This is a genomic window from Pseudomonas sp. HP_01 (genome assembly GCF_055284355.1).
Genome location: NZ_JBTOPV010000001.1, coordinates 365,188 through 388,209 on the forward strand (window position 1 = coordinate 365,188; position 23,022 = coordinate 388,209).

The following is a 23,022-nucleotide window of genomic DNA, read 5'->3' on the forward strand; positions in this document are numbered from 1 at the left end:
TTTAAACCCCGATCCACCATCAAGCATCCCGGTGATGGCTGGCCTGCGCCTGAGTGACGAAGCCATCAAGCGCACCTCAAGCTAAAACCTGATCGAAGTGCACAACCGCCACTTGAGACTCGCACCCGTCGATGCCCGCCCTCATGACAATTAGTCCCTCGCCAGCAGATCCGGCAACTCCAGCAAGCTCTCGTCCGCCGTCGGCACTGGCAGGCTCGCAAGCTTCCCGCTTTTGATTATCCCGGCGAGGAGGCTCGAGGCCATTGGCAGGGCCGCAGTAGCAAGCACCGGCAAACCCAAACCCGCTGCACGGGCGTCAACCGCGTCCGTGACCACTTGCGCAACATCCCAGTTCTTGCTCGGCAGCCCCTCAGTGACTGTGGCCTCTAATTGCGCCGGAACATCGCCTGCACTGGGCGGCATGACCGGCCATTCTGGCTCGCCGATAAAGCAGCCCTGGGTCCAGGTGTCCGCCGGGTCCTTGCCGAAGGCCACTTTGCCAGGCCCGGGTGCAGCACCGGAAACGGTGGCGAATCCCTGGGCATCCAGCGAGCCTTTGAGCCGCTGACCCAGGGCGTCGATCACCTCGAAGCCGCCGCCCTGGATGCCTTGCTGACCCGCGTACTGGTTGAACAACTGAAGGTCGCCCTCGCCCGGTTTCAGTGGCTCGGGGAACACACCCGCGAGGCTTTTCGCCGAGGTGTAAGCAAAGTTGGCAGCGTGGGCAGTGTACGGGCCGGTGGTGACGTGGGTGATGCCGGCCGCGTTGTAGGTGGTGGCGCTGCCGCCGCCCTGGATCACCAGCTCGGTCTTCGCAGTGAGGGTGATGCGCTCGGCGTTCGCGGTGATATTGAGTTTGGCCAGGAGGTTGATGCTGTCTTTCAGGGCACGCACGTCAATGTCGCCGGACGCCGCGACCAGGCGCCAGCCTAGGCTTTGCACAAACAGGCGCATGCCCTGGCTGGCGCTGGCCAGCAGGCGTTTACCCACGGAAAAGCTGGTGTGTCCCGTGCTGCTCAACGCCAGGTGTTCGCCGGTGGCGATGTGGCTCGAACGCGGCGTGGTCAGGGCGATACCGGCCGGGCTGGCGAGGACCAGATGGGGTTCGGTGAATTCGGGAAATTCGTTGGCACTCGTGTTCACCGGGCCGCTGCCGAGCACGCCTTGATGCTGGGCGTGCAGGGCCTTGGCAACGTCATCCTGATCACCGGGCTCCTGGGCCTGCAATTCCTTGGCCTGCAGCGCGAAGCCGTCCTGCTGATCGGCGGCAGTGGCCAGGCGTTCGGCGGTTTCCGGCAGGTCCTTGTGGTGTTTCGATTCGTTGGGACGCGGCTCGGTGGTGATCAACAAACCCGCCGCGGCCCGGACAGCGCCGTGGCGGTCGGTGCGCAGCTCGAAACCTTCGCCTCTGGGCTGACCACCGGCAGGTCGCGGATGGGTCAGGTAGCCGAGGTTGATGGCACTGGCACCGTGATCGCTGCGCAGGGCAATGCTGATCTCGCTGGTGGTGTCGTCGATGCGCAATTCGTTGGCGCGGCTGCCCTTGTATTCCTTGCTCTTGACCGTCGCCACGGTCTTGAAATCCGGCAGTTTGTAGGGCGGCAAGTGGGCGCCGTGGTAAAGGCAACCGGTGATGAGGGGCTGATCGGGATCGCCTTCGAGGAAGGTGATCAGGACTTCCATGCCGACCCGCGGCAGGTTGATCGCACCGAAGTTCTGGCTGGCCCAGTTCGAAGCCACGCGCATCCAGCAACTGGTCTTGTCGTTGTGCTCGCCTTCGCGATCCCAGAAAAACTGCACCTTCACCCGGCCGTGCTGATCGCAGTAAATCTCTTCGCCTTCAGGGCCGGTGACCACCGCGCTTTGTGTGCCCGGCACCTTGGGCTTCGGATGCTCCAGCGGTGGCCGGTAGTGCACGTCCCACGGCGTCGCGGTGAAACGGTTGCGATAGCCCTGATGGAAATCGCTTTTCAAGTCAGTGACGTCGCTGGTAATGACTTCTTCAAGCACTTGAGGCTGTTTGCCCTCATGGAAGACCTCGGTCAGCAGCCACAGGTCATTCCACACAGGGTTGGCGTGTCCGGTCAGGGCGAGAAAGTGGCCGCTGACCAGTCGTGGCTGATCGCTGCTGCCTTCGGCCAGGCGATAGTCGCTGCGATGTCGTTCGAGGGCGCGATTGGCCAGGTGTCGGCCACGTTCGCGATCGGCGAAACGGCCGGGATAGTCGTAATCTTCGAGGTCCGGGGCGGCGGCACTTTTGGCGCTGCATTCCAGCTGGAACCTGGGCTTGGTGAAGTCGTAATCACGCCGCGTGGTGCGGCTGGTGCGGGTGTTCATGCGCAGGCCGAAGCGCTTTATCACCCGCGCGTCGGCGACCAGTCCGGTGTCCTGCTGATAGAGCACCGGCGCCAGTTTCGGGAACACCGTCTGGTCGTCGCCGAACACCAGCAAATGGCCCTTGGCGCTGTGCTGAAAATGAAAGTGAATGCCTTCCTCTTCGCACAGGCGCTGGATGAAATGCAGGTCAGACTCGTCGTACTGCACGCAGTAGACCCGCTCGGGGTAGGTCGCACCGAGCTGGAACCGGTAATCGATGGAGAGAATACCGTGCTCTTCCAGCACCTGACTGATGATCTGCTGCACCGTCATCTGCTGGAAAATGCGCTGGTTGATCCGGTGCGCCAGGTAAGCCAACTGCGGTCGCAGGGAAATCCGGTAGCGGGTCAGCCGCTTGCCGGCATCACCCTGGGCGATGCTGTAAGCCAGCCCATGAACCCCGGTGCCGTCCTCGGCGAGCTGCAGGAATGTCTGCCCGTGTAGCAGGCTTTCAAGGTCGAGCGCGGCGTTTTCGCTGACCAGTTCCAGCTCGAATTCAAACGGTTGGTTGAGGCGCTCCAGGCCGGTGAACGACAGCACTTGAAACAGCGTGTCCTGCCCGTTGAGGGTCAGGCTGAATTGGGCTTGGTTGGCCGGTGCGAACATCCTTTGTTCCTTATGCGCTGATGCGGCAGACGTTGATGCAAAGGGCGATCAGCGGCTGCAAGTACGAATGCATGGAAGGACAGCGAACCGCCTCGCCTTTGCAGGCGTCAGTGGTGCTGTCCGCGGTCTGAACATCGGCACTGATCGTGTTGATCGCGTGCCCAGAGGACGACGGAGATATCAAACGCCGTGCCAGACATGGCCCAGCGCTTATGGAACAAGGGTTTGCGGGGATGCTTGCAGGGAAACGCGATGTTCGGTCAGAGATCCCGAGGGAATGTGCGCAAGAAGTTGCGCACCCCTGCGCAACTTCTTGCGCACTCCCCTACAGGCCAAGAACGGCGCGGCCTGTAGGGTGGTGAGCAGGTAATGACCGAGGATTGACTGCGCAACTTCTTGCGCATGATGGCGATGGGAAATGACGCGGAAGCAAGGATTGTTAAAGCGGGCTAAGTGGCTAAAGCGGATTCAGTGGCGCGGACAGGATCGGGGCCATTGCGGCGCCGATCCCTTTAACACCAGATCAATACTCGGCGTCGGCATCGGCCAGTTGGGTATTGAACTGAGGTCGTGTCCCGCCCAGTCGCGCAAGGAAATACAGCGCCACCCCCACCAGCATGAGCGCCCCGGCACGCAGCCAGGTTTCGGCGCTTTGCTGGGTCAGCAGAACCACGCAGGACACGATCGCCAGCACCGGCACCCACGTCGGCACGCGGAAATGGTCAGCGTCGACAACATCACGACGCAACACCAGCACGGCCAGGTTGGTGCTGATGAACACGAACAACAGCAGCAGGACCACGGTTTCCGCCAGCGTTGCCAGCGAGCCGGTCAGCGTGAGAATGATTGCGACCATTGTCGTTGCGACGATGGCCACCCACGGTGTCCGCCGCTCCGGCAGCACTTTCGACAGCGCGTTTGGCAGCAGGCCCTGGCGCGACATGCCGTACGCCAGTCGACTGGACATGATCATGGTCAACAGCGCGCCATTGGCCACGGCCACCAGCGCGATGAAGGCGAACAGCCGCGGCGGGATACCGAGGTGCGACGCCTTGACCACTTCCAGCAGCGGCGCCGAGGAGTGCACGAGTTCCTCGATGGGCATGACAGTGGCGGCCGCAATGCCGACGCCCATGTAGATCGCCCCGGCGATCAGCAGCGCCCCGAACAACGCGCGGGGGTAGACCTTACGCACGTTGCGCACTTCCTCCGCCAGATTGGCCGAGGTCTCGAAGCCCACGAAGGAATAGAACGCCAGTAACGCCGCGCCGAGCACGGCGAATGCCGGGTTGACGCCCTCCTTGAATTGCACGGCGCGGGACAAATCCGCGTCGCCGGAGCGGAAGAACCACACAGCGGCGACGATCACCAATAACAGGCCCGAGACTTCAATCACCGTCATCACCAGATTGGCGGACAGCGATTCTTTGATCCCGCGCGCATTAAGCAAGGCAATGACCACCAGGAAGATCAACGCCACGATATGAGGTGGCAGCTCGATGAAGGGGGCCATGTAATCGCCCGCAAACGCCAGAGACAGCCCCGCTGCGCTGGTCACGCCCGCGGCCAGCATGCAGAAGCCCACCAGAAACGAGATCAATGGCGACTTGAACGCTTTACCGGCAAACACGGCGGAGGCGCCGGCATGAGGGTATTTGGTTACCAGTTCGGCGTAGGAACCTGCGGTGAGCAGGGCGAAGCACAGCGCAATGAGCAGTGGCACCCAGATCGCCCCGCCCACTTCACCGGCAATGGTCCCGGCCAGGGCGTAAACTCCGGCGCCCAGAACATCGCCCAGAATGAACAGCAAGAGCATCGGCCCTGTGACCGCACGTTTCAGTGCTCGGCTTGGTTGTGGCGGCTGCGATGTCATGGGTAGCTCCGGCGGTGTGGCGGGGTGGGAATTAACGTTAACGCTGACCCGATTGGACGACGGAAGTTTTGGGCCCAGGAGTGTCGGGAAGATTAGCGGTGGTTTATAGCGTTGGAGAAGGCTGGCACCGGCCCTTCCCGGCTAAAGCAGATCCCACTGGCGCAAGGCTATTCACGCAGGACGAGCTGTAGCCGGGACGGGACAAGTGTGCGCGAAGGGATGAAATGGCAACTTCCAGGGACTGCTTTTATTTACAGCCCTTGACCGTAAACCTGCGCTGTCCCCGGTTTGCATAGGGCGTCGGACCTACGCCGGTTTCCAGATCACCGCATCTATGCCCAATCGCTCGGCTTTGGGCTTGGACAGCTTGATGGCTCTGTCGCTCCGGTACTTGGAAATGTCAGCGACGCCAGCGTCCACTCCAGCCCAGTGCCACGCCTCAGCGTTGTCCATTTGCTTGGCGCACACGTAGAACCATCGTGCCTTGCCATGGAAAAGGTATTCGATGCGGTAGTGTTGGGTATGTTGCATGGTCTTGATCTCGTTCACAGGCTTGATGTCGTTGTTTGGTTTCCATCTCGGGTGGACAACTGACTCACCGCACGGGTAGCGCTGCGGACTAGGGATCCGCCTGTGGTGCTGTGGACCGGTTAACGGCGCTCGGGCGCGAGGGCTTAGGGGCATGCGTGACGTGGGCGCGGCCGAAGAGGTGCGTCCAACGCTCCCCGGTGAAGCCCGTCATCCAATGCGCCGCAGCCGATGAGTCCAATAAAGACAAGGTCGGACTGAAACAGGTCAGGTTCTTCTCAGGGGATAACCGCATTGAAAGTCTCCATCATTGAGGCCTCAAGCTTCCAATGGCGGCTTCGTGCCGCTTTATGACCGGGCTGCGAATACGTTGAGTCAAGAGATGCCAACAAACAGGCCCTGCAACAGCCCGGTAAAACGTTGACCGGATCAGATCTCCGGATGTTCATCCTGGATTTAACATTTCGGGACGAGCGGTTTGATAGCTGTGCTACTCCCTCCTTAGTTGAACTCGCGCTTCAACCAAAGAGATGTATTAAGTAGATCGACGCGCGCAACTCATTCGTTCGAATAGGTACAGAGGGCCAACGACTTATACTGCGCGTGCTCATCCACAATGCATGAAGCCCTCTTCGCCTTAAACAGCGCCGCTCACCGCCTTAGTTGCCAACTGTAAAAAGTGCCCAGCCCCTCATTTGATATTGAAGAGCCATCATTACAACCCTCAACAACCATCCAGCCAGTCCACAGGACGACCAAAATCATCATCTGCCGGAAACAGATGCGGACGGGTGTGCGGGGGTTCTAGTCGGCCTCCAGCTGCACTGAGTCAGCGTAAGGCAGGCCCACGGACTCACCCGCCGCAATGCGCTCGGCATAATCACGTCCGCGCTCGAGCCCCTGCTCGACGGTCCATTGCGACACCGGCAGACTCTCCCTATGCTCCACCACTCTTTCTCCGTCCGCTGCGTAAACGCACACCAGTACGTCGACGACGTCGCCATTGATACGCGCCCTGACTTCCAGTTGACAGCCATTTTCTGCAGCCTCGGTGTAGTTCTCATCGCTCGCCGGTAACTGCGTCCACTCGTTATAAACATCGCCGCGCGCAAACATGAAATGTTCCTTGGTCTGATCGTTATGGATACTGGTCAATAGCATTGACTGGGGCGACAGCGAATGATTCCAGCGATCAAACCCGAGCAGAAGCACTGCGTGGGTCCGGCCCGATACGCCGCTTGATTAGTTACGCGGTTGGACACCTGAAATCGAGTGAAGCCAAACCCGCTCCCGCGAATACTCATTCCAGGCGTTAGTCAGTGTCATAGCGACTCGCCACGTGGCAAGTGGCTTCACTCTTCGCACCCTGCCCCTTCAGAAATCCCCTCGGTGACAAAATCGCTCCTGTGACAGAAACCCCTGCCGTTACAGAATCTCGCTGGGCCGCCGATAGCCCGGAATAGTCATAACGTTTTGCAGCGCTGCAAGTTGTGAGGTTGTCATTTTTTTGAAATTGCGCGCGTTGGGTACCTATTTATGAAATTCCCGTCTCTAGATCAATTGAAAGCGCTGGTGTGCGTCCAGCGCGGCAACACGCGGCTGATGGAAGCGCAATACATCGCGCTGTCCAGACAGCTGCCCATGATGTACGTCATTCTGCTGATCAACACCCTGGCCCTCGCCGCAACCCATTACGGCGTCGCGCCGCTGTGGCTGACGGTCTATATCCCGCTGTTGCTGACCCTGGTGGGTGGTGTGCGAGCGGTCCTCTGGTGGCAGAGCCGCAGTCAGCCCATCACCACCGAGCAGATCTTCAGAAAACTGACCCGCACCAATCAGCTGACGGTGGTCATCGCGTTCGGCTTTACGATCTGGGCGCTGCTGCTGTTCCCCTACGGCGACACGTACACCAAGTCCCATGTGGCCTTCTACATGGCAATCACGGTGATCGTCTGCATCTTCTGTCTGATGCACCTGCCCTCCTCGGCGATGATGACCACGGCCGTGGTCAACATCGCCTTCGTCGCGTTTTTTGCCAATGCCGGGAACGCGACGTACACCGCCATGGCGGCCAACGTCTTTCTTGTCTCCCTGGCCATGATCGTGGTCCTGCAGAACCATTACGGCCAGTTCACGCGGCTGGTGAACATGCAGATCCAGACGGAAAAGCTCAGCGATGAAAACCAACGGCTGGCCAACGAAGACAGCCTGACCGGTCTGCCCAACCGACGACAGTTTTTCAACCTGCTCGATCGTACGCTCAGACAGGCCCGACAAGACGACACACGACTGGCGGTGGGGATGATTGATCTGGACGGTTTCAAGCCGATCAACGACTCCTATGGCCACGGCGTAGGCGACAAGTTGTTGCGTCAGGTCGGCCAGCGTCTGCGGGCGTTTGCCAGTGAGCAACTGCACGTGGCGCGGCTGGGCGGCGATGAATTCGGGCTGATCGTCATCAGGGCCGGTGACGAAAGCGAGCTGATCAAACAGGGCCAGTCGCTGTGCCGCACCATACGTCTGCCCTTCGTGATCGGCGACATACAGGTCAGCATCAGCGCTTCAATGGGCCTCGTGGTGTTTCCGGACCTGGCGAGCACACCGACCGAGGCTTACGAATTCGCCGATTACGCCCTCTACACCAGCAAGCGCGAGACGCCCGGCGAGTTGTGCATGTTCTCCGCCAGCCAGCATCAGCGCCTCAAACGCGACATGCTCACCGAGCAGGGCCTGCGCCAGGCCAATGTCGCCGAAGAATTCACCCTGGTGTTTCAGCCCATCGTCGACATCCGCACCTCACGCACGGTGGCGTTCGAAGCATTGGCCCGGTGGATGAGTCCAAAGCTGGGCAACGTCGCGCCGGGGCACTTCATCGGCGTGGCCGAGCGGATTGGCTTGATCAACCGACTGACGCCGCCGCTGCTTGAAAAAGCCCTGAACGCCGCGCAGCTGTGGCCTGCCGATGTGAGGCTGGCGTTCAACCTGTCGGCTCACGATTGCTCGTCGATGGACGCTGTGGAACAGCTGATCGGGGTGATCCGCCAGAGCGGCTTCGACGCCACGCGGCTTGACCTGGAAATCACCGAAACCGCCGTCATCAAGGACCTCGTACAGGCGCAACGGGCGATCAACGCGTTCCGTGAACTGGGCTGCGGCATTTCCCTGGACGACTTCGGTACCGGCTACTCAAGCCTGACCCAGCTCCACGCCCTGCCGTTGACCAAGCTGAAGATCGACCGCTCGTTCATCACCGACATTCACCAGAACGCCGCGAGTTTCAAGATCGTCAAATCGCTGCTGGCGTTGAGTCAGGACATGGAATTGCAATGCGTCAGCGAAGGGGTTGAAACCGAGGCGGAGCTGGAGGCCTTGCGGACCCTGGGCTGCACCCTGGTTCAGGGCTACCTGTTCTCACGGCCGATGCCCCTTGAGCAGACCCTTGAGTGGGTCGGCTCACCGCCAGGCGTGCCTGCCGCGGCGATCGTTCTGTGAGACGGTTACGTTAAGGAATCAGCGCCGCAAACGGCTGCTACCAGGCCAGGATCGCAACGGGCGTTGCGATCAAGCGCTTTGCTGGACTTTCATCATGGCCAGGCCGATGAATCGGCGTGAGTCTTCCTGAAAGTCTCGCACCTGGGCGGCAAACTGCTCTTCTCTGATGTCCACGTGGCGCGGGCTGAAAAAGGTGGCGACGTCGGCAATGACCTGGGTTGTGTCGTTGAGGCTCTGGTGCAGCGTGCCCAGAATCCCGACCGCGTTGCGATTTGAGATGATCACCTCGCGATTATTGCTCGGGAGCGTCCTGTCTGAAGACGTCGGATCATCGGCATCCAGTCTGTCAGCAGTACCCAGCAGGGCGTTGCCGGAGAAAAGATAATGCATGTCGACGCCAGCGTCACAGACGCGCTGAAGGTAATCGGCCTTGGGTGATCGATGGCCACTTTCGTAGTGACCCTGGGCGTTAGGTTCGACGCCGCCGATTCTGGCGAACGCTATCTGCGTCAGGCCTAACCGTTTGCGTTCTTTTCTCAAACGCGATCCAAGCTTTTCCATGAGCAAACTCCTGCTGAATTCACGCCACACGATGGAGCGGTGGGTGCAATGGGGGGCTGGAGTGCGAGCTTCCTGGGTTAGCGAAACTGCCTCGTACGGTGGGAACTCAGCACCTTACAGCGTTTGCAACATGAGCGAACGAATATTTGGCCGGCATCACGGTCACCCGGTTTTAATTCCTGCCCTCCCCCGATGTGCCTTCGTCAGACAGAATAGAAGCGGCGCTTCCAATCCCCGCCCGATATTCGGCTGAGTGTGCGCAACACGATCGATGAAATACACGCAGTCATTGTTCGCCTTCCACTCATTGACACCGCAATGTGCAAACGTTTCCCCCCATACGAACACGTTTGCGCAAACGGGCCGACGATCGGTAGATCGGCATCTAACGCTTGTTTTTTCCATATAGACCAATGACTTGGAAAATATCTTTTTTGTCATATAGACAAACGTCAAAGTATTATCCGTTGATCTCGGATGGATTCGACCTAAATTAGTGGCAAGCAGATATCACTCAAACAAGAAACAAAGTTGCTCCTGGCTCAGTGAATCAGGCGGCTGGTATGACACGCCATTAACCGCGTTGTTGTAGTGCTAAAAGCGAAGAAAGGGACTGTCAGCATGGACAATATCGTTGTAGCCGATAAAGCAACCTCCGAACTTACTGCCAACACCTGGGGAGATCTTTCACTCAATTCACCGTCCGTCGTTCAAATGCCCGTCCCCCCCAGTCAAGTTGCTTCGGTCACCCGAAACGGGCAAGACCTGGTGGTGAATTTGAAGAATGGCGAACAAATCAAAGTTGCCAACTTCTTTAATGCTGCGCCGGATGTCGCCAACAGCGACATGGTGTTTCAGGGCGAAGACGGCACGCTCTGGCAGGCTCAGTACGATGCTCAGTCCTTCACCGGTTTTACCTTCGACGAAGTGAGCTCTCTGGATGAGCTCATTGCAGGAGCTGGCGTGGTAGGGGGTACGACCCCTACCTTTGCGATTGCCGGGCTCGGTTTGTTGGGTGCCGGCGGTGCGGCGGCGGCAGCGGGCGGCGTCGCAGGCGGTGGTGGTGGTGGTGGCGGCGGCGGAACTCCCGCTGACACGTCGGCGCCTCTTGCACCCGCCAACCTGCTCGTCAGTGCAGACGGCACGCTGCTGACCGGTACCGGTGAAGCCGGCGCGACCATTCGGGTGCGCAATAACGCGGGCGCCCTGCTCGGCAGCGGTATTGCGGCGCCGGATGGAACATTCAGCCTGTCGCTGAGCCCGCCGCAAACCGACGGCCAGTCGCTGACCGTCGATGCGGTCGACGCCGCCGGCAACGTCTCCCCGCCTGCCCAGGCGCTCGCGCCGGACATCGATATCACTCCGCCCGGCGATACCACGCCACCCGATTCACCCGCCAACCTCGCCGTCAGTGCCAACGGCACCCGGCTGACCGGCTCCGGCGAAGCAGGTGCGACCATTCAAGTACGCGCCGCCGATGGCACGCTGCTGGGCAGCGGCATCGTCGCGGCAGACGGTACCTTCAGCCTTGCCCTGAGCCCGGCGCAGACCGAAGGCCAGTCGCTGACCGTCAATGCGGTCGACGCCGCCGGCAACGTCTCCCTGCCCGCCCAGGCGCAAGCGCCGGACATCGACATCACCCCACCGATCGACACCACCGCGCCCAACGCCCCGGGGAATCTTTTGGTCAGCGCCGACGGCACCCGCCTCACAGGCTCTGGCGAAATCGGCGCGACCATTCAAGTACGCGCCGCTGACGGCACGTTGCTGGGCAGTGCCATTGTCGCAGCAGACGGCACCTTCAGCCTCGGGTTGAACCCGCCGCAAACCGACGGCCAGTCGCTGACCGTCAATGCGGTCGACGCCGCCGGAAACGTCTCCCTGCCCGCCCAGGCGCAAGCACCGGACATCGACGTCATTCCGCCCGGCGGGGATGTCACGCCGCCGGATGCGCCAACCGGCATCGCGATCAGCGGCAATGGATTGATCGTCAGTGGCCGTGGCGAAGTCGGCAGCATTGCGAGCGTCATCGATGCCAATGGCAACCTGCTCGGGACGGCTGTCGTGGGCACTGACGGGCTGTTCAACATCACCCTGAACGTGTCGCAAATCGCCGGTCAACCGCTGCAGCTCACTCTTACCGATGCAGCCGGCAACATCTCCGTCAACGTGGCACTGCAAGCACCGGACACCACGCCGCCGGCGGTGCCTTCGAATTTCGTCCTGTCGGCTGACGGCCTCACGCTTAGCGGCCGGGCCGAAGCGGGTGCGCGCATCCTCGTGCGCAATGCGTCGGGGGCGGTCATCGGCGCCGCCCGCGCCGGTCTGGACGGCACGTTCAGCGTGACCCTCGACACCGCGCAGCTCAACGGTGAGAAACTGAACGTCAGCGCCACCGATTCGTCCGGCAACTCAGCCTCGGCCGAGCTGACCGCCGCCGACACCACGCCACCCGCGCAAGTCACCGACGTGGTGATCAGCGCGGACGGCACACAGGTCTCGGGCAAAGGAGAAGCCGGCGCGACGGTGACCCTCATCGGCGCCAACGGCACGGCCATTGGCTCCGTGGTTGTCGGCGCCAATGGCACCTTCTCTACGACCCTGACACCACCGGTCAACCCCGGTGATCTGGTGCAAGTCACCCAGACCGACGCTGCAGGCCTGCCTTCCCCCGGGCTGGCGATCGCGGCGCCCGACGCCACGGGTCCGGCGACGCCTTCCGGTCTGGGCGTCAGTGCCGACGGCACCCAGCTGACCGGCACCGCGAACGCCGGTTCGATTGTCCAGGTGCGCGACGCCAATGGTGTGCTGCTCGGCAGCGCGACAGTGGGCAGTAACGGCAGCTTCACCGTGGTACTCAACCCGCCCCAGGCCAACGGCGAAGTGCTCGACGTGGTCGCGGTGGACGGTCAGGGCGAAAGCTCGGTGACCCTTCCCGTCAACGCGCCCGACATCACCGGCCCTTCGGCTGCCACCGAGCTCAGCGTGGCCAATAACGGCCTGACCCTGACCGGCCGTGGCGAACCGGGCTCGACCGTTTCAGTACGTGACGCCCTGGGCAATGTCATCGGTACCGGCGTGACCTCCGCGACCGGCAACTTCAGCGTCACCCTCGCTTCCGCTCAAACCAATGGCCAGGCCCTGCAGGTGGTGCTCAGCGACGCCGCCGGAAATCCGTCCCCTGTGACGCCCGTCAGCGCACCGGACCTTGACGGCCCGCTGCAACCTTTGGCGATCAGCATCGACGCCAGCGGCACAACGCTGACCGGCACCGGCGAGGCCGGGGCGACGATCACCGTCACCAGCGTCAACGGCACGGTGCTCGGCACGGCGATCGCCGCCGCTGACGGTCGCTTCAGCGTGACGCTGAGCAGCCCGCAGAATAACGGCCAGACCCTGCTGGTCGGCGCCAGTGACGCCACCGGCAACCCGGTGTCGCCCGTGACATTTGTCACCCCGGACACCCAGGCGCCCGGGTCGCTGACCAGCGTCATCCTCGACAGCACTGGCCTGATCCTCACCGGTACCGGTGAAGCCGGTGCAAGCCTTACCGTGCGTGATGCTGCCGGCAACGTCATCGGCAGCGGCCAGGCCGGTCCCGACGGCAGCTTCTCCCTGACCCTGAGCGCGGCGCAAACCGACGGTCAGTTGTTGCAAATCACCCAGGTGGATGCTGCAGGCAATCAGTCGGTGGCGGTGCCGGTCACTGCGCCCGACGTCAGCGCACCGGGACCTGTGACCAACCTCACTCTGTCGGCCAACGGCCTGATCGTCACCGGTAACGGCCAGAGCGGCGCCACCGTCACTGTCAAGGATGACCTCGGCGCAACGCTGGGCAGCGCGGTGGTCAGCAGTGACGGGCGATTTGAAGTGACGCTTTCCAGCGCGCAGATCAACAGCCAGCTGCTGAGCGTCACCCAAGTCGATGGCTCGACACTGACCTCTCCCGCTACGCCATTGCAGGCAGCAGACATCCAGGCGCCCGATGCGCCGACCGGCCTGACCTTGGGCGCCAATGGCCTGACGCTGAGCGGCCAGGGCGAGCCCGGCGCCACCGTCAACGTGCGCGACGCCAACGGCAATGTGCTGGGCACCGCCACGGCTGACCCGGTAAGCGGTCGCTTCGACGTCCTCCTCAACGCGATCCAGGCAGACGGCCAGGTACTGGTGGTCAGGCAAGCCGACGCCGCCGGCAACATATCCCCCGCCGCCTCGTTAAATGCGCCAGACACCACTGCGCCGGGCGCGCCCACCGGGATTACCATCAGCAACGACGGCCTGACCGTATCCGGGACAGGCGTTGCGGGCGATACGGTTCAGGTGCGTGATGTCAGCGGGACGCTGCTGGGCTCGGCTGTCGTCGCCCCCAACGGCAGTTTCGCGGTGACCCTGAGTCCGGCGCAGCTGGACGGTCAGGTATTGAGCGTGACCCAGACCGACGCCAGCACCCTGCCCTCGCCGGCCGGATCCGTCACGGCACCCGACATCACCGCGCCGCCTGTGCCAAGCGGCCTGACGCTGGATGGCGCCGGGCTGTTGACTGGCACCACCGTGCCCGGCGGCTCGGTGAAAATCCTCGACGCCAACGGCGTTCAGATCGGCGGCGCCACTGCAGGGTCCGACGGAACGTTCACCTTCAACGTTTTGCCGGTTCTGAGCAACGGAGAGACGGTGCAAGTGGTCGCCACCGATGGCGCCAACGATTCGCTGGCCACTCCGGTGCTCGCACCCGACGCCACACGACCGGTCGATGTGACGAATCTGGCGATCAGTCCGGACGGCACGAGCGTTTCCGGCGTCGGCGAGCCCGGCACCACCGTCACCGTTCGCGGACCGGGCAATGTACTGCTCGGCAGCGGCACCGTTGGCCAGGACGGTACGTTCGTCATCGGCCTCAATCCGGCTGCTGCAAGCAACACCAATGTGGACGTCATCAGCACCGACGCCACAGGCAACGCCTCCAACGCGGTCACCCTTCCAGGCCCGGACGGCACCCAGCTGGCGACCCCCAGCGACATGGCGATCAGCAGCGACGGTTTCATTCTCACCGGTGCCGCAACCCCGGGCAGCACCGTCACCATTCTCGACAGCAACGGCAGCAGTCTGGGCAGTGGCAGGGTCAACAGCTTCGGCCGCTTCAGTATCCTGATGCGTTTCGCCCAGTTGAACGCGCAGAGTCTGCACGTCGTCTCGACCGATGACGCGGGCAACACCTCGGTCACCGCGCTGGTGGTCGCCAATGACCTGACCGCCCCCGAAGCCCCGGCTGGCCTGACCATCAATGCCGATGGCAGCTCCGTCACCGGGCGCGGTGAAGCCGGTGCGACGATCACCATTACCAACAGCGGCGGCACCGTGCTGGGTTCCGGCACGGTTGCGCCCAATGGCACGTTCGCCATCGCACTGACGCCGCCCCAACTGGACGCCCAGCCACTTACGGCCACGCAGACCGACCTGGCGGGCAACGTTTCGCAAACCGGCAGCATCAGTGCGCCGGACCTGAAGGCGCCCGATGCCGCCACCGGTCTGACCATCAACAACGTCGGCACCGTGGTCAACGGCCTCGGTGAAGCCGGCGCGACCGTGACCATTCGTGATGCCGCCGGCAACGTCCTCGCCAGCGGCATTGTCAACCAGAGTGGCCAGTTCCAGGTCACGCTGCCAAACGCCGTCACCACCGGGGCGCCGCTGACCGTCACCCTGACCGACGCGGCTGGCAACGTCTCGGGCGTCGCGAGCCTGGCGACGGTGGACACCACGCCGCCGGCCCTGCCACAAAACCTGCTGATCAGCGCCAACGGCAGCACATTGACCGGCACCGGTGAGGCCGGTGCGACCGTCAACGTTCTGGACATCACCGGCACGTTGCTCGGCACTGCCCTGGTAGGCAGTGACGGCACCTTCACCCTTACCCTCGCTCCGGCGCCGAATAACGGCCAGGCACTGGACATCAGCCAGACCGACCCGAGCGGTAATGTCTCGCCGTCGGTAAACCTCACGGCGCCGGACATCAGTCCGCCCGCCGCCCTCACCCAAGTGTCGGTGAACGCCGACGGCCTGACCGTGACCGGTCGGGGCGAACCCGGCGCAACGGTGTCGGTGCGGACCGCCGGCGGAGCCCTGTTGGGCACGGCGCTGGTGGCGGCGAATGGCGCGTTCAGCGTCACCCTGAATGCCGCGCAGCTCAACGCCGAAGTGCTGACCGTGACCCAGGAAGACCCGCCCGGCAACGTCTCGACGGCGGTCAACGTGACGTCCGTCGACCTCACGGCACCAGACAGTCCGACCGCTCTGCTGCTCAGCGGCAGCGGCGTGCAACTGACGGGGAACGCCGAAGCGGGCAGCACCGTGACCGTGCGCGATGCAGACGGCAATGTACTGGGTTCAGGCGTCGCCGGGGCCAACGGCGTGTTCCAGCTCACCCTGTCCAGCCCTCAGCTCAACGGCCAGAGCCTTGGCGTCACGGCCACTGATGCGGCCGGCAATGTCTCGGTGTCGGCGCCTTATCAAGCCGCCGACACCGTCGCGCCCGCCGCTGTCAGCAACCTGGCCATCAGCGCCGATGGCCTGGGCCTGGGCGGTACCGGCGAGGCCGGTGCGACGGTGGTCGTGCGCGATGCCAATGGCAACGCGCTGGGCACCGCGACCGTGGCGGCCAACGGCAGCTTCACCGTCGGCCTCGCCCCGGCGGCAGTTGCCGGCATCACCCTGACCGTGGTCCAGACCGACGCAGCGGGCAATGCCTCCGATGCCAGCACAGTGGTTGCCCCCGGTAATCTGGCCGAGCCGGCGCCGCAGAATCTGGCCCTCAGTGCGGACGGCCTGACCCTGACCGGTACCGCCAACGCGGGCAGCACCGTCAGCATCCGCACCGCCTCCGGTGTGCTGCTGGGCACGGCGCTGGTCAATGGCGACGGCACGTTCAGTGCGCCGCTCGATGCCGCGCAACTCAACGGCGAGTCGCTTTCGGCCATCGCCACCTCCAGCGACGGCATCAACTCGCTGGCCACCGGTTACCTGGCGGCGGACGTCACCGCCCCTGGGACGCTCACCGACCTGGTCCTCAACGCCAACGGCGTGACCCTCACCGGCCACGGCGAAGCGGGCGCAACCGTCACGGTGCTTGGCGCAGGCGGGCTGATCCTCGGCGCCGGCCAGGTGGGCGCCGACGGCAATTTCTCGCTGACCCTGAGTCCGCCACAGATTGCCGGCCAGTCCCTGAGCATCAGCCAGACCGACCTCGCCGGTAATGAATCGGCCAGCCTGGCGCTGACCGCCCGTGACGTGATCGCGCCGAATGCGCCGCTCGCCCTCGCGGTTACCCCAGACGGCGCGGTGCTGTCCGGCACCGGTGAACCCGGCGCCACGGTCAACGTGTTCAATGCGTCCGGGGCACTGGTCGGTGCCGGCAGCGTGCGCATCGACGGCACCTTCCAGCTCACCCTCACCACTGCGCAAGCCAACGGTGAACTGCTGGCGGTGACCCTGACCGACGCGGCCGGGAATATTTCCCTGCCCGCCAGCCTGACCTCGGTCGATACCACGGCGCCGCTGGCCCTGACCCAGCTGAACATTTCCAGCGATGGCGCAACACTGACAGGCCGCGGTGAAGCCGGAGCGATTGTCACGGTGACCAACAACCTTGGCACTGTGCTGGGCACGGCAACCGTAGGCAGCACCGGGGCGTTTACCCTGGTGCTGGCCCCGGCGCTTTCCAATGCTGAAGTGCTGACGCTGGTACAACGCGATGCGGTCGGCAACGTGTCACCCCAGGCCAGCCTGACCACGCCGGACTTCACCCCGCCCGACCCGCTGGACAACGTGCGCATCAACGCCGCCGGTGCGGTGGTGACCGGTACCGGTGAAGCTGGCGCCACGGTCACGGTCCGCGATGCCAGCGGCAGCCTGCTCGGCACCACGCTGGTGCTGACGGACGGCACCTTCAGCGTCACCCTCTCCACGCCGCAGATCAACAGCCAGGTGCTGAGCGTTCAGCAGGCCGACCCACCCGGCAACGTCAGCGTGCCAGCGACGGTCATCGCTCCGGATTTGACGCCGCCAGCGGTCGCCACCGACCTGCAGTTCAATGCCTCCGGCAATGTGCTCAGCGGCAGCGGCGAGGTCGGCGCGGGGGTGCGCATTACCCTGGCCGATGGCACGCAAGTCGGCACCGGCACCGTGGGCGTCGACGGCAAGTTCCTGATCACCCTGACCCAGACGCAAAATGCCGGTCAGCCGGTGTTTATCGTGCTCACCGACACGGCCAACAATGCCTCGGCTGCAGGCTCCCTGGCATCACCCGATCTGACGCCCCCCGCAGCGGTTACCAATGTGCAAATCAATGACGCCGGCGCAGTGTTCAGCGGTCGCGGTGAAGCAGGTGCCAGCCTGTTGGTCACGGATGCCGCCGGCAACATTGTCGGCACGGGCGTGGTCGGCGTGGATGGCAATTTCGCGGTCACGCTGTCGGTGCCGCAAATCAATGGCGAGCTGCTGTCGATCGTGCAACGTGATGCGGCGGGCAACCCTTCCGCGGGCACGCCCGTCACAGCGCCGGACAACACCCCGCCAGCCCTGCCGGTGGTGACGTCGCTGAGTGCCAACGGCCTGACACTGAACGGCACCGGTGAAGTGGGCGCCACGATCAAGGTCACCAGCGCTACCGGCGCCAGCCTCGGCACCACCACGGTGCTGGCCGACGGGACGTTCAGCGTCACGCTGTCGTCTGCCCAGCTCAATGGCGAGACCCTCAGCCTTACCCAGACCGACGCGGCCAACAACGTGTCCGGTACGCTGCCTTTCCAGGCCGCCGACGTTACCGATCCCCTCGCCGTGACCAACCTTGCGGTCAGCCAGGACGGTCTGACCCTCACTGGACGCGGCGAACCCGGTGCGACGGTCACGGTCGCAGTGACGGGGGCGCCCCAAGGTACGCCCGCACTTGGTACGGCCACCGTGCGCGCGGACGGTTCGTTCAGCGTTCCGCTGACGACTGCCCAGCTCAATGGCCAGTCGCTGTCGGTGGTGCAGGTCGACCCCGCTCAAAACGATTCCACGCCGGTGGCGGTCAACGCACCGGACATCACGCCGCCAGCGGTTCCGGTCATCACCTCGCTCACTGGCAACGGCACGATCCTGCAAGGCACGGCCGAGGCCAACAGCACCGTCACTGTGCGGTCCGCCAGCGGCACGGTGCTGGGCTTCACGCAGACGGATACGGGGGGACGGTACGAAATTGCGCTGAATCCTGCGCAAACCAACGGGCAGGTCATCTCCGTCGTCGCAACGGACGGGGCCAACAACCCTTCCCCGCCGCTGGTGTATCAAGTGCCAGACACCCAGGCGCCTGACGCGGTCAGCAACCTGACCATCAGCGCCGACTATTTGCTGCTGGCAGGGCGCGGTGAAGCGGGATCGACGGTGACGGTGAAAAACTCCGTGGGCGCAACGGTTGGTACCGGCCAGGTGGCCGCCAACGGCACATTCGTGGTCACCCTGGCTGCTGGCATCACAGCCAGCAACGTCCTCACGGTCAGTCAAGCGGACGCCAGCGGGAATGTTTCCGGTAATGCCGACCTCACCGTCCCGGTGACCCCGCCACCGAACGCGCCGACCAACCTGTCGGTGAGCGCCGACGGTCTGACGGTCATCGGCAACGCCGCAACGGGCACCACCATCACGGTGTACAGCGCAACAGGGGCCGTGCTCGGGACGGCCGCCACCAATGCTGGCGGTACGTTCACGGTGACCCTCAACACCGCACAAACCAACGGCGAAAGCCTTGGCGTGACGGCCAGTACCGGAGCAGGCGGCGCATCCTTGCCGGCTGCGGTACTGGCGGCGGACACCACGCCGCCGGCGGTGCTGACCGATCTCGCGGTCAGCGCCACCGGCACCTTGGTGACCGGTCGTGGCGAAGCCGGGGCGACGGTGACCATCACCACCGCCGCCGGCGCGCCCCTCGGCACTGCAGTGGTCAATGCCGGCGGCACGTTTAGCGTCACGCTCAGCTCGGCGCAAGCCAACGGTCAGGTGCTCAACGCGTATCAGACCGACGCCGTGCCGTTGCAATCGGCCACGTCGTCGGTCACCGCGCCCGACATCACCGCGCCGAATGCACCGTTGCAGCTGACCCTCAATGGCGCCGGCACTGTGCTCAGCGGGATTGGCGAAGCCGGCGCGACGGTCACGGTGCGCAGCAGCCTGGGCGTCGTACTCGGTACGGCAACCGTTGCACTGGACGGCACGTTCAACGCCAACCTCTCGGCGGCTCAGCTCAACGGTCAGTTGCTGTCGGTGAGCCAGCGGGACGCCGCAGGCAACGTCTCATTGCTGGCGAACCTCAGCGCTGTCGACACCACGCCACCCGCCGCTCTGACCAACGTCACCCTCAATGGCGCGGGCTTGCAAGTCAGCGGCAACGGCGAGGCTGGCGCGACCGTACGCGTGACAACTGCGGCAGGCGTAGTGCTGGGCACTGCGGTTGTCAACGCGGCAGGCGGATTCGTCGTTTCGCTCTCCAGTGCTCAGTTGAATGGCCAGGTGCTGAGCGTCCTGCAAGCGGACGTGGCGGGCAACGCCTCGGCCGTGGCGACCGTCACTGCCCTGGACCTTCAGGCGCCCAACGCCCCTTCCGCGCTGGTACTGGCCGCCAACGGCCTGACCCTCAGCGGCAGCGGTGAAGCGGGCGCGACGGTCAACGTGGTCAACGCCAGCGGCACGCTGCTGGGCACAACCACGGTAGGCGCGGGCGGAACGTTCAGCGTCACCCTCAATGCCGCGCAGCTGGACGGCCAGGCGTTGACGGTGCGTCAGGTGGATGTCGCCGGCAACGTGTCTGCCGCCGGTAGCCTTGTGGCGCCGGATACCACGGCGCCGGGCGCACCTACAGCGGTGACCGTGAATGCCAGCGGTTCGGTGGTGACCGGCACCGGTGTGGCCGGCTCGACAGTCACTGTGCGCAATGCGGTCGGCACTGTCCTCGGCACCACGACGGTGGCCGCCAACGGCAGCTTCTCGGTGGCATTGAACGCCGCGCAGATCAACAACCAGGTGCTGAGCATCACCCAGGCGGATGCTGCGGGTAACGTGTCGCTTTCGGCGAGCACTATTGCGCCTGACCTGACACCACCCGCTGCACCCACTGCTCTGCTGGTCAGTGTCGATGGCCTGAGCGTCAGCGGCACGGGCGAAGTCGGTTCGACGGTACAAATCAAATCCACCGGCGGCGCGGTGCTGGGGACGGGCACCGTTGGGGCCACGGGAATCTTCAACGTCACCCTCGCCCCTGCGCAGATCAACGGCGAAACACTGCTGGTCAGCCTCACCGACATCAAGGGCAATCTGTCGGTGGTGGCCAACGTCACCGCGCCCGACATCGACGTTAACACCCCGGTCATCGCCAGCGACAACCTGGCCACCGCCACGGTCAGCCTGGTGCCGGTAAAGAGCACGCAGAACTTCGCGGACTCCTTCACCACGCTGCTGGCCGGGTTCTCCAAGGCGTTTGTGTTCACGGTCAACAGCGGCACCAGCCTTGACCCGACCCTGACGCTGACCACGGGCAGCGCGGTGTCACTGCTCGATGGCGTGGTCTATACGCTGCAGGTCAAGAACGCCAGCGGCAACTGGGTGACCCTGGACGTCAACGGCAGCGGTGGCCTGCTCGACCTTGTGGCCCTGACCGGCCAGGGCGTACGGGTGAACATCGGTGATCTGCTGGGTGGCGACTACCGGCTGATCGTGTCGAGCACCGGCATCGGCGTGGTGACCAACGTCACCACGCAGTTGCAGCTGGACGTCACCAGCCTGACCCAGTTCAACGGGGTGGCCGGTGCCGCCGTGACCGGCAATGTCATCACCAATCCGGGAATTGACGGCCAGGCGGACGTGACCGGTCCGGACAACGGCGCCGTGTTGCAGGTCCTGAAAAACGGCAGCTACGTCACCGCCAGCGCGGGCACTACGGTGCAAGGGCTGTACGGCACGCTGACCATCGACGCCAGCGGCAACTACAGCTATCGGCCCGACGGAGCTGTCGCCAGCGTCGGTAAAGTGGATGTCTTCAGCTATCAGCTGGTGCACCCGAATGGCCTGAGCGACACGGCCAATCTGTACGTGCGCATCGACAGTCCCCAGGCCACCGAGGTGTGGAGCAATACCAACCTGGCCAGCCCGGCCTTTCTGGTCGACGCCACCAACGACATCGCGGTCAGCGATATCACCCTGGTCAACAAGGAGGTCATCACCACCTCCACGCTGGGCCCGTTCCTCGTGCCGCTGCTGGGCGGCAATGGCTCCTGGAGCACCAGCGTGGCGGCAGGTGCGATCAGTGACCTCACCGTAGTGGTCAGCTCCTCTAACCTGCTCAGCCTGCTCGGTTCGCTGAACCTGGGCCTGTACAAGCTCAACACCACCACCGGCCAATACGTGCTGGTCAAGAGCTATGCCGGTGGCTCGTTGGCAAACCTGGGCGGCGGCAATTACGCCGCGCGCTTCGATGATCAGGGGCCCGGCAGCTATCAGGTCAGACTTGCCGCCGGGGGCATCGGTGTCGCCAGTACGGTCAACATCAGCCTGATCAACGACGCCACCTACACCAATCAGTTTGTGGTCGGCAGCTACACCCCGGTGGCGGGCAACCTGCTCACCGACACAGCCGGCGGCGGCGCTGATGTGCTGGGGTCGGCGTACACCGTGCTCAACGTGCTGGCGGCTGGCAGCTACGTGACGCCGGGCTACAACGGCACCACGATTGTCGGCACCTACGGTTCGCTGCTGGTCCAGGCTGACGGTCGGTATACCTACACGCTGACGCCGGGGCAGACCGATGCGGTTATCGGCCGTGAGGACGTCTTCACTTACCAGCTCAAGCACCCCAACGGCACCACCGACACGGCGACGTTGACCATTGATCTGGAACAGGCCGGTGCCGTCGCCACTACCTCATTCGCCGCGCTGTCCACCGTAGCGAGCGTCGATGACCACAGCGCGACTGCGGTTGCCACCACCGGTGCCGAGCTGATTCAAGGCACGGCGGGCAATGACACGCTGGACGGGTCCCATGGCGGTGCAGTCACGCTGCAAGGCGGTGCCGGCAACGACACATTGATCATCGCCGATCAGCATTTCGCTTCGGTCGATGGCGGTACGGGCACCGATACCCTGCTGTGGGCCGGGGGCGACGCCACCATCAACCTGGGCGATCTGCAGAGCAGGATCCACAACATCGAGGTGCTGGATTTGAACCACACCAGCGCCGTCGCGCTGACCATCAGCCTGGCGGACCTGGTGTCCATTATCTCGGCAGACAACAACACACTGATCATCAAGGGAGGCAGCGAAGACAGCGTACACATGACCAACACTTGGGTTGCCGGCGGTGCGCTACAAGCCGATGGCGTCGATTACACCCAGTACACGCCGCAAGAAGATCCAACCCATCATCTGTGGGTGCAGAACGGTATTCACGTCGTTTGATCAGCCCGCCGCCTGGCGCTGCCAGCGGCGGGGTTCAACCGGCCGATCAATGCGCTCGGCCGGTTGATTCAACAAAAGGGAAGCTCTGTATTCGTACAGTAAGGAAG

The 23,022-nt window shown here is 63.7% G+C and carries 7 protein-coding genes; 2 read left to right on the plus strand and 5 right to left on the minus strand.

The window, feature by feature from the left end; translation table 11 throughout:
* Nucleotides 1-150: 150 nt before the first annotated feature.
* The 4 genes from ACYAR8_RS01610 to ACYAR8_RS01625 form a co-directional block, all read right to left on the minus strand.
* Nucleotides 151-2,982, minus strand: a complete 2,832-nt coding sequence (locus tag ACYAR8_RS01610; RefSeq protein WP_463578865.1) for a type VI secretion system Vgr family protein — start codon at nucleotides 2,980-2,982, stop codon at nucleotides 151-153.
* 523 nt (nucleotides 2,983-3,505) lie between these two features.
* Complete coding sequence (locus ACYAR8_RS01615; RefSeq protein ID WP_463578866.1) at nucleotides 3,506-4,855, minus strand: APC family permease; 1,350 nt, start codon at nucleotides 4,853-4,855, stop codon at nucleotides 3,506-3,508.
* Between the two features lie 306 nt (nucleotides 4,856-5,161).
* On the minus strand, nucleotides 5,162-5,386 hold the full coding sequence (locus tag ACYAR8_RS01620) for a DUF6555 family protein (RefSeq protein WP_463578867.1): 225 nt from the start codon (nucleotides 5,384-5,386) through the stop codon (nucleotides 5,162-5,164).
* An 801-nt stretch (nucleotides 5,387-6,187) separates the two neighbouring features.
* A complete protein-coding gene (locus ACYAR8_RS01625) occupies nucleotides 6,188-6,595 on the minus strand; it encodes a hypothetical protein (RefSeq protein ID WP_463578868.1) in 408 nt (135 codons plus the stop codon).
* Nucleotides 6,596-6,919: 324 nt separating this feature from the next.
* Between ACYAR8_RS01625 and ACYAR8_RS01630 the strand changes: the two genes are divergently transcribed.
* Nucleotides 6,920-8,875, plus strand: coding sequence for a putative bifunctional diguanylate cyclase/phosphodiesterase (locus tag ACYAR8_RS01630; protein ID WP_463578869.1), 1,956 nt, complete (start codon nucleotides 6,920-6,922; stop codon nucleotides 8,873-8,875).
* A 69-nt stretch (nucleotides 8,876-8,944) separates the two neighbouring features.
* Here the strand turns inward: ACYAR8_RS01630 and ACYAR8_RS01635 are convergent, their stop codons facing one another.
* On the minus strand, nucleotides 8,945-9,436 hold the full coding sequence (locus tag ACYAR8_RS01635; protein WP_108121908.1) for a helix-turn-helix domain-containing protein: 492 nt from the start codon (nucleotides 9,434-9,436) through the stop codon (nucleotides 8,945-8,947).
* Between the two features lie 621 nt (nucleotides 9,437-10,057).
* Between ACYAR8_RS01635 and ACYAR8_RS01640 the strand changes: the two genes are divergently transcribed.
* On the plus strand, nucleotides 10,058-22,915 hold the full coding sequence (locus ACYAR8_RS01640; RefSeq protein WP_463578870.1) for a BapA/Bap/LapF family large adhesin: 12,858 nt from the start codon (nucleotides 10,058-10,060) through the stop codon (nucleotides 22,913-22,915).
* The last annotated feature ends 107 nt before the right edge of the window (nucleotides 22,916-23,022 follow it).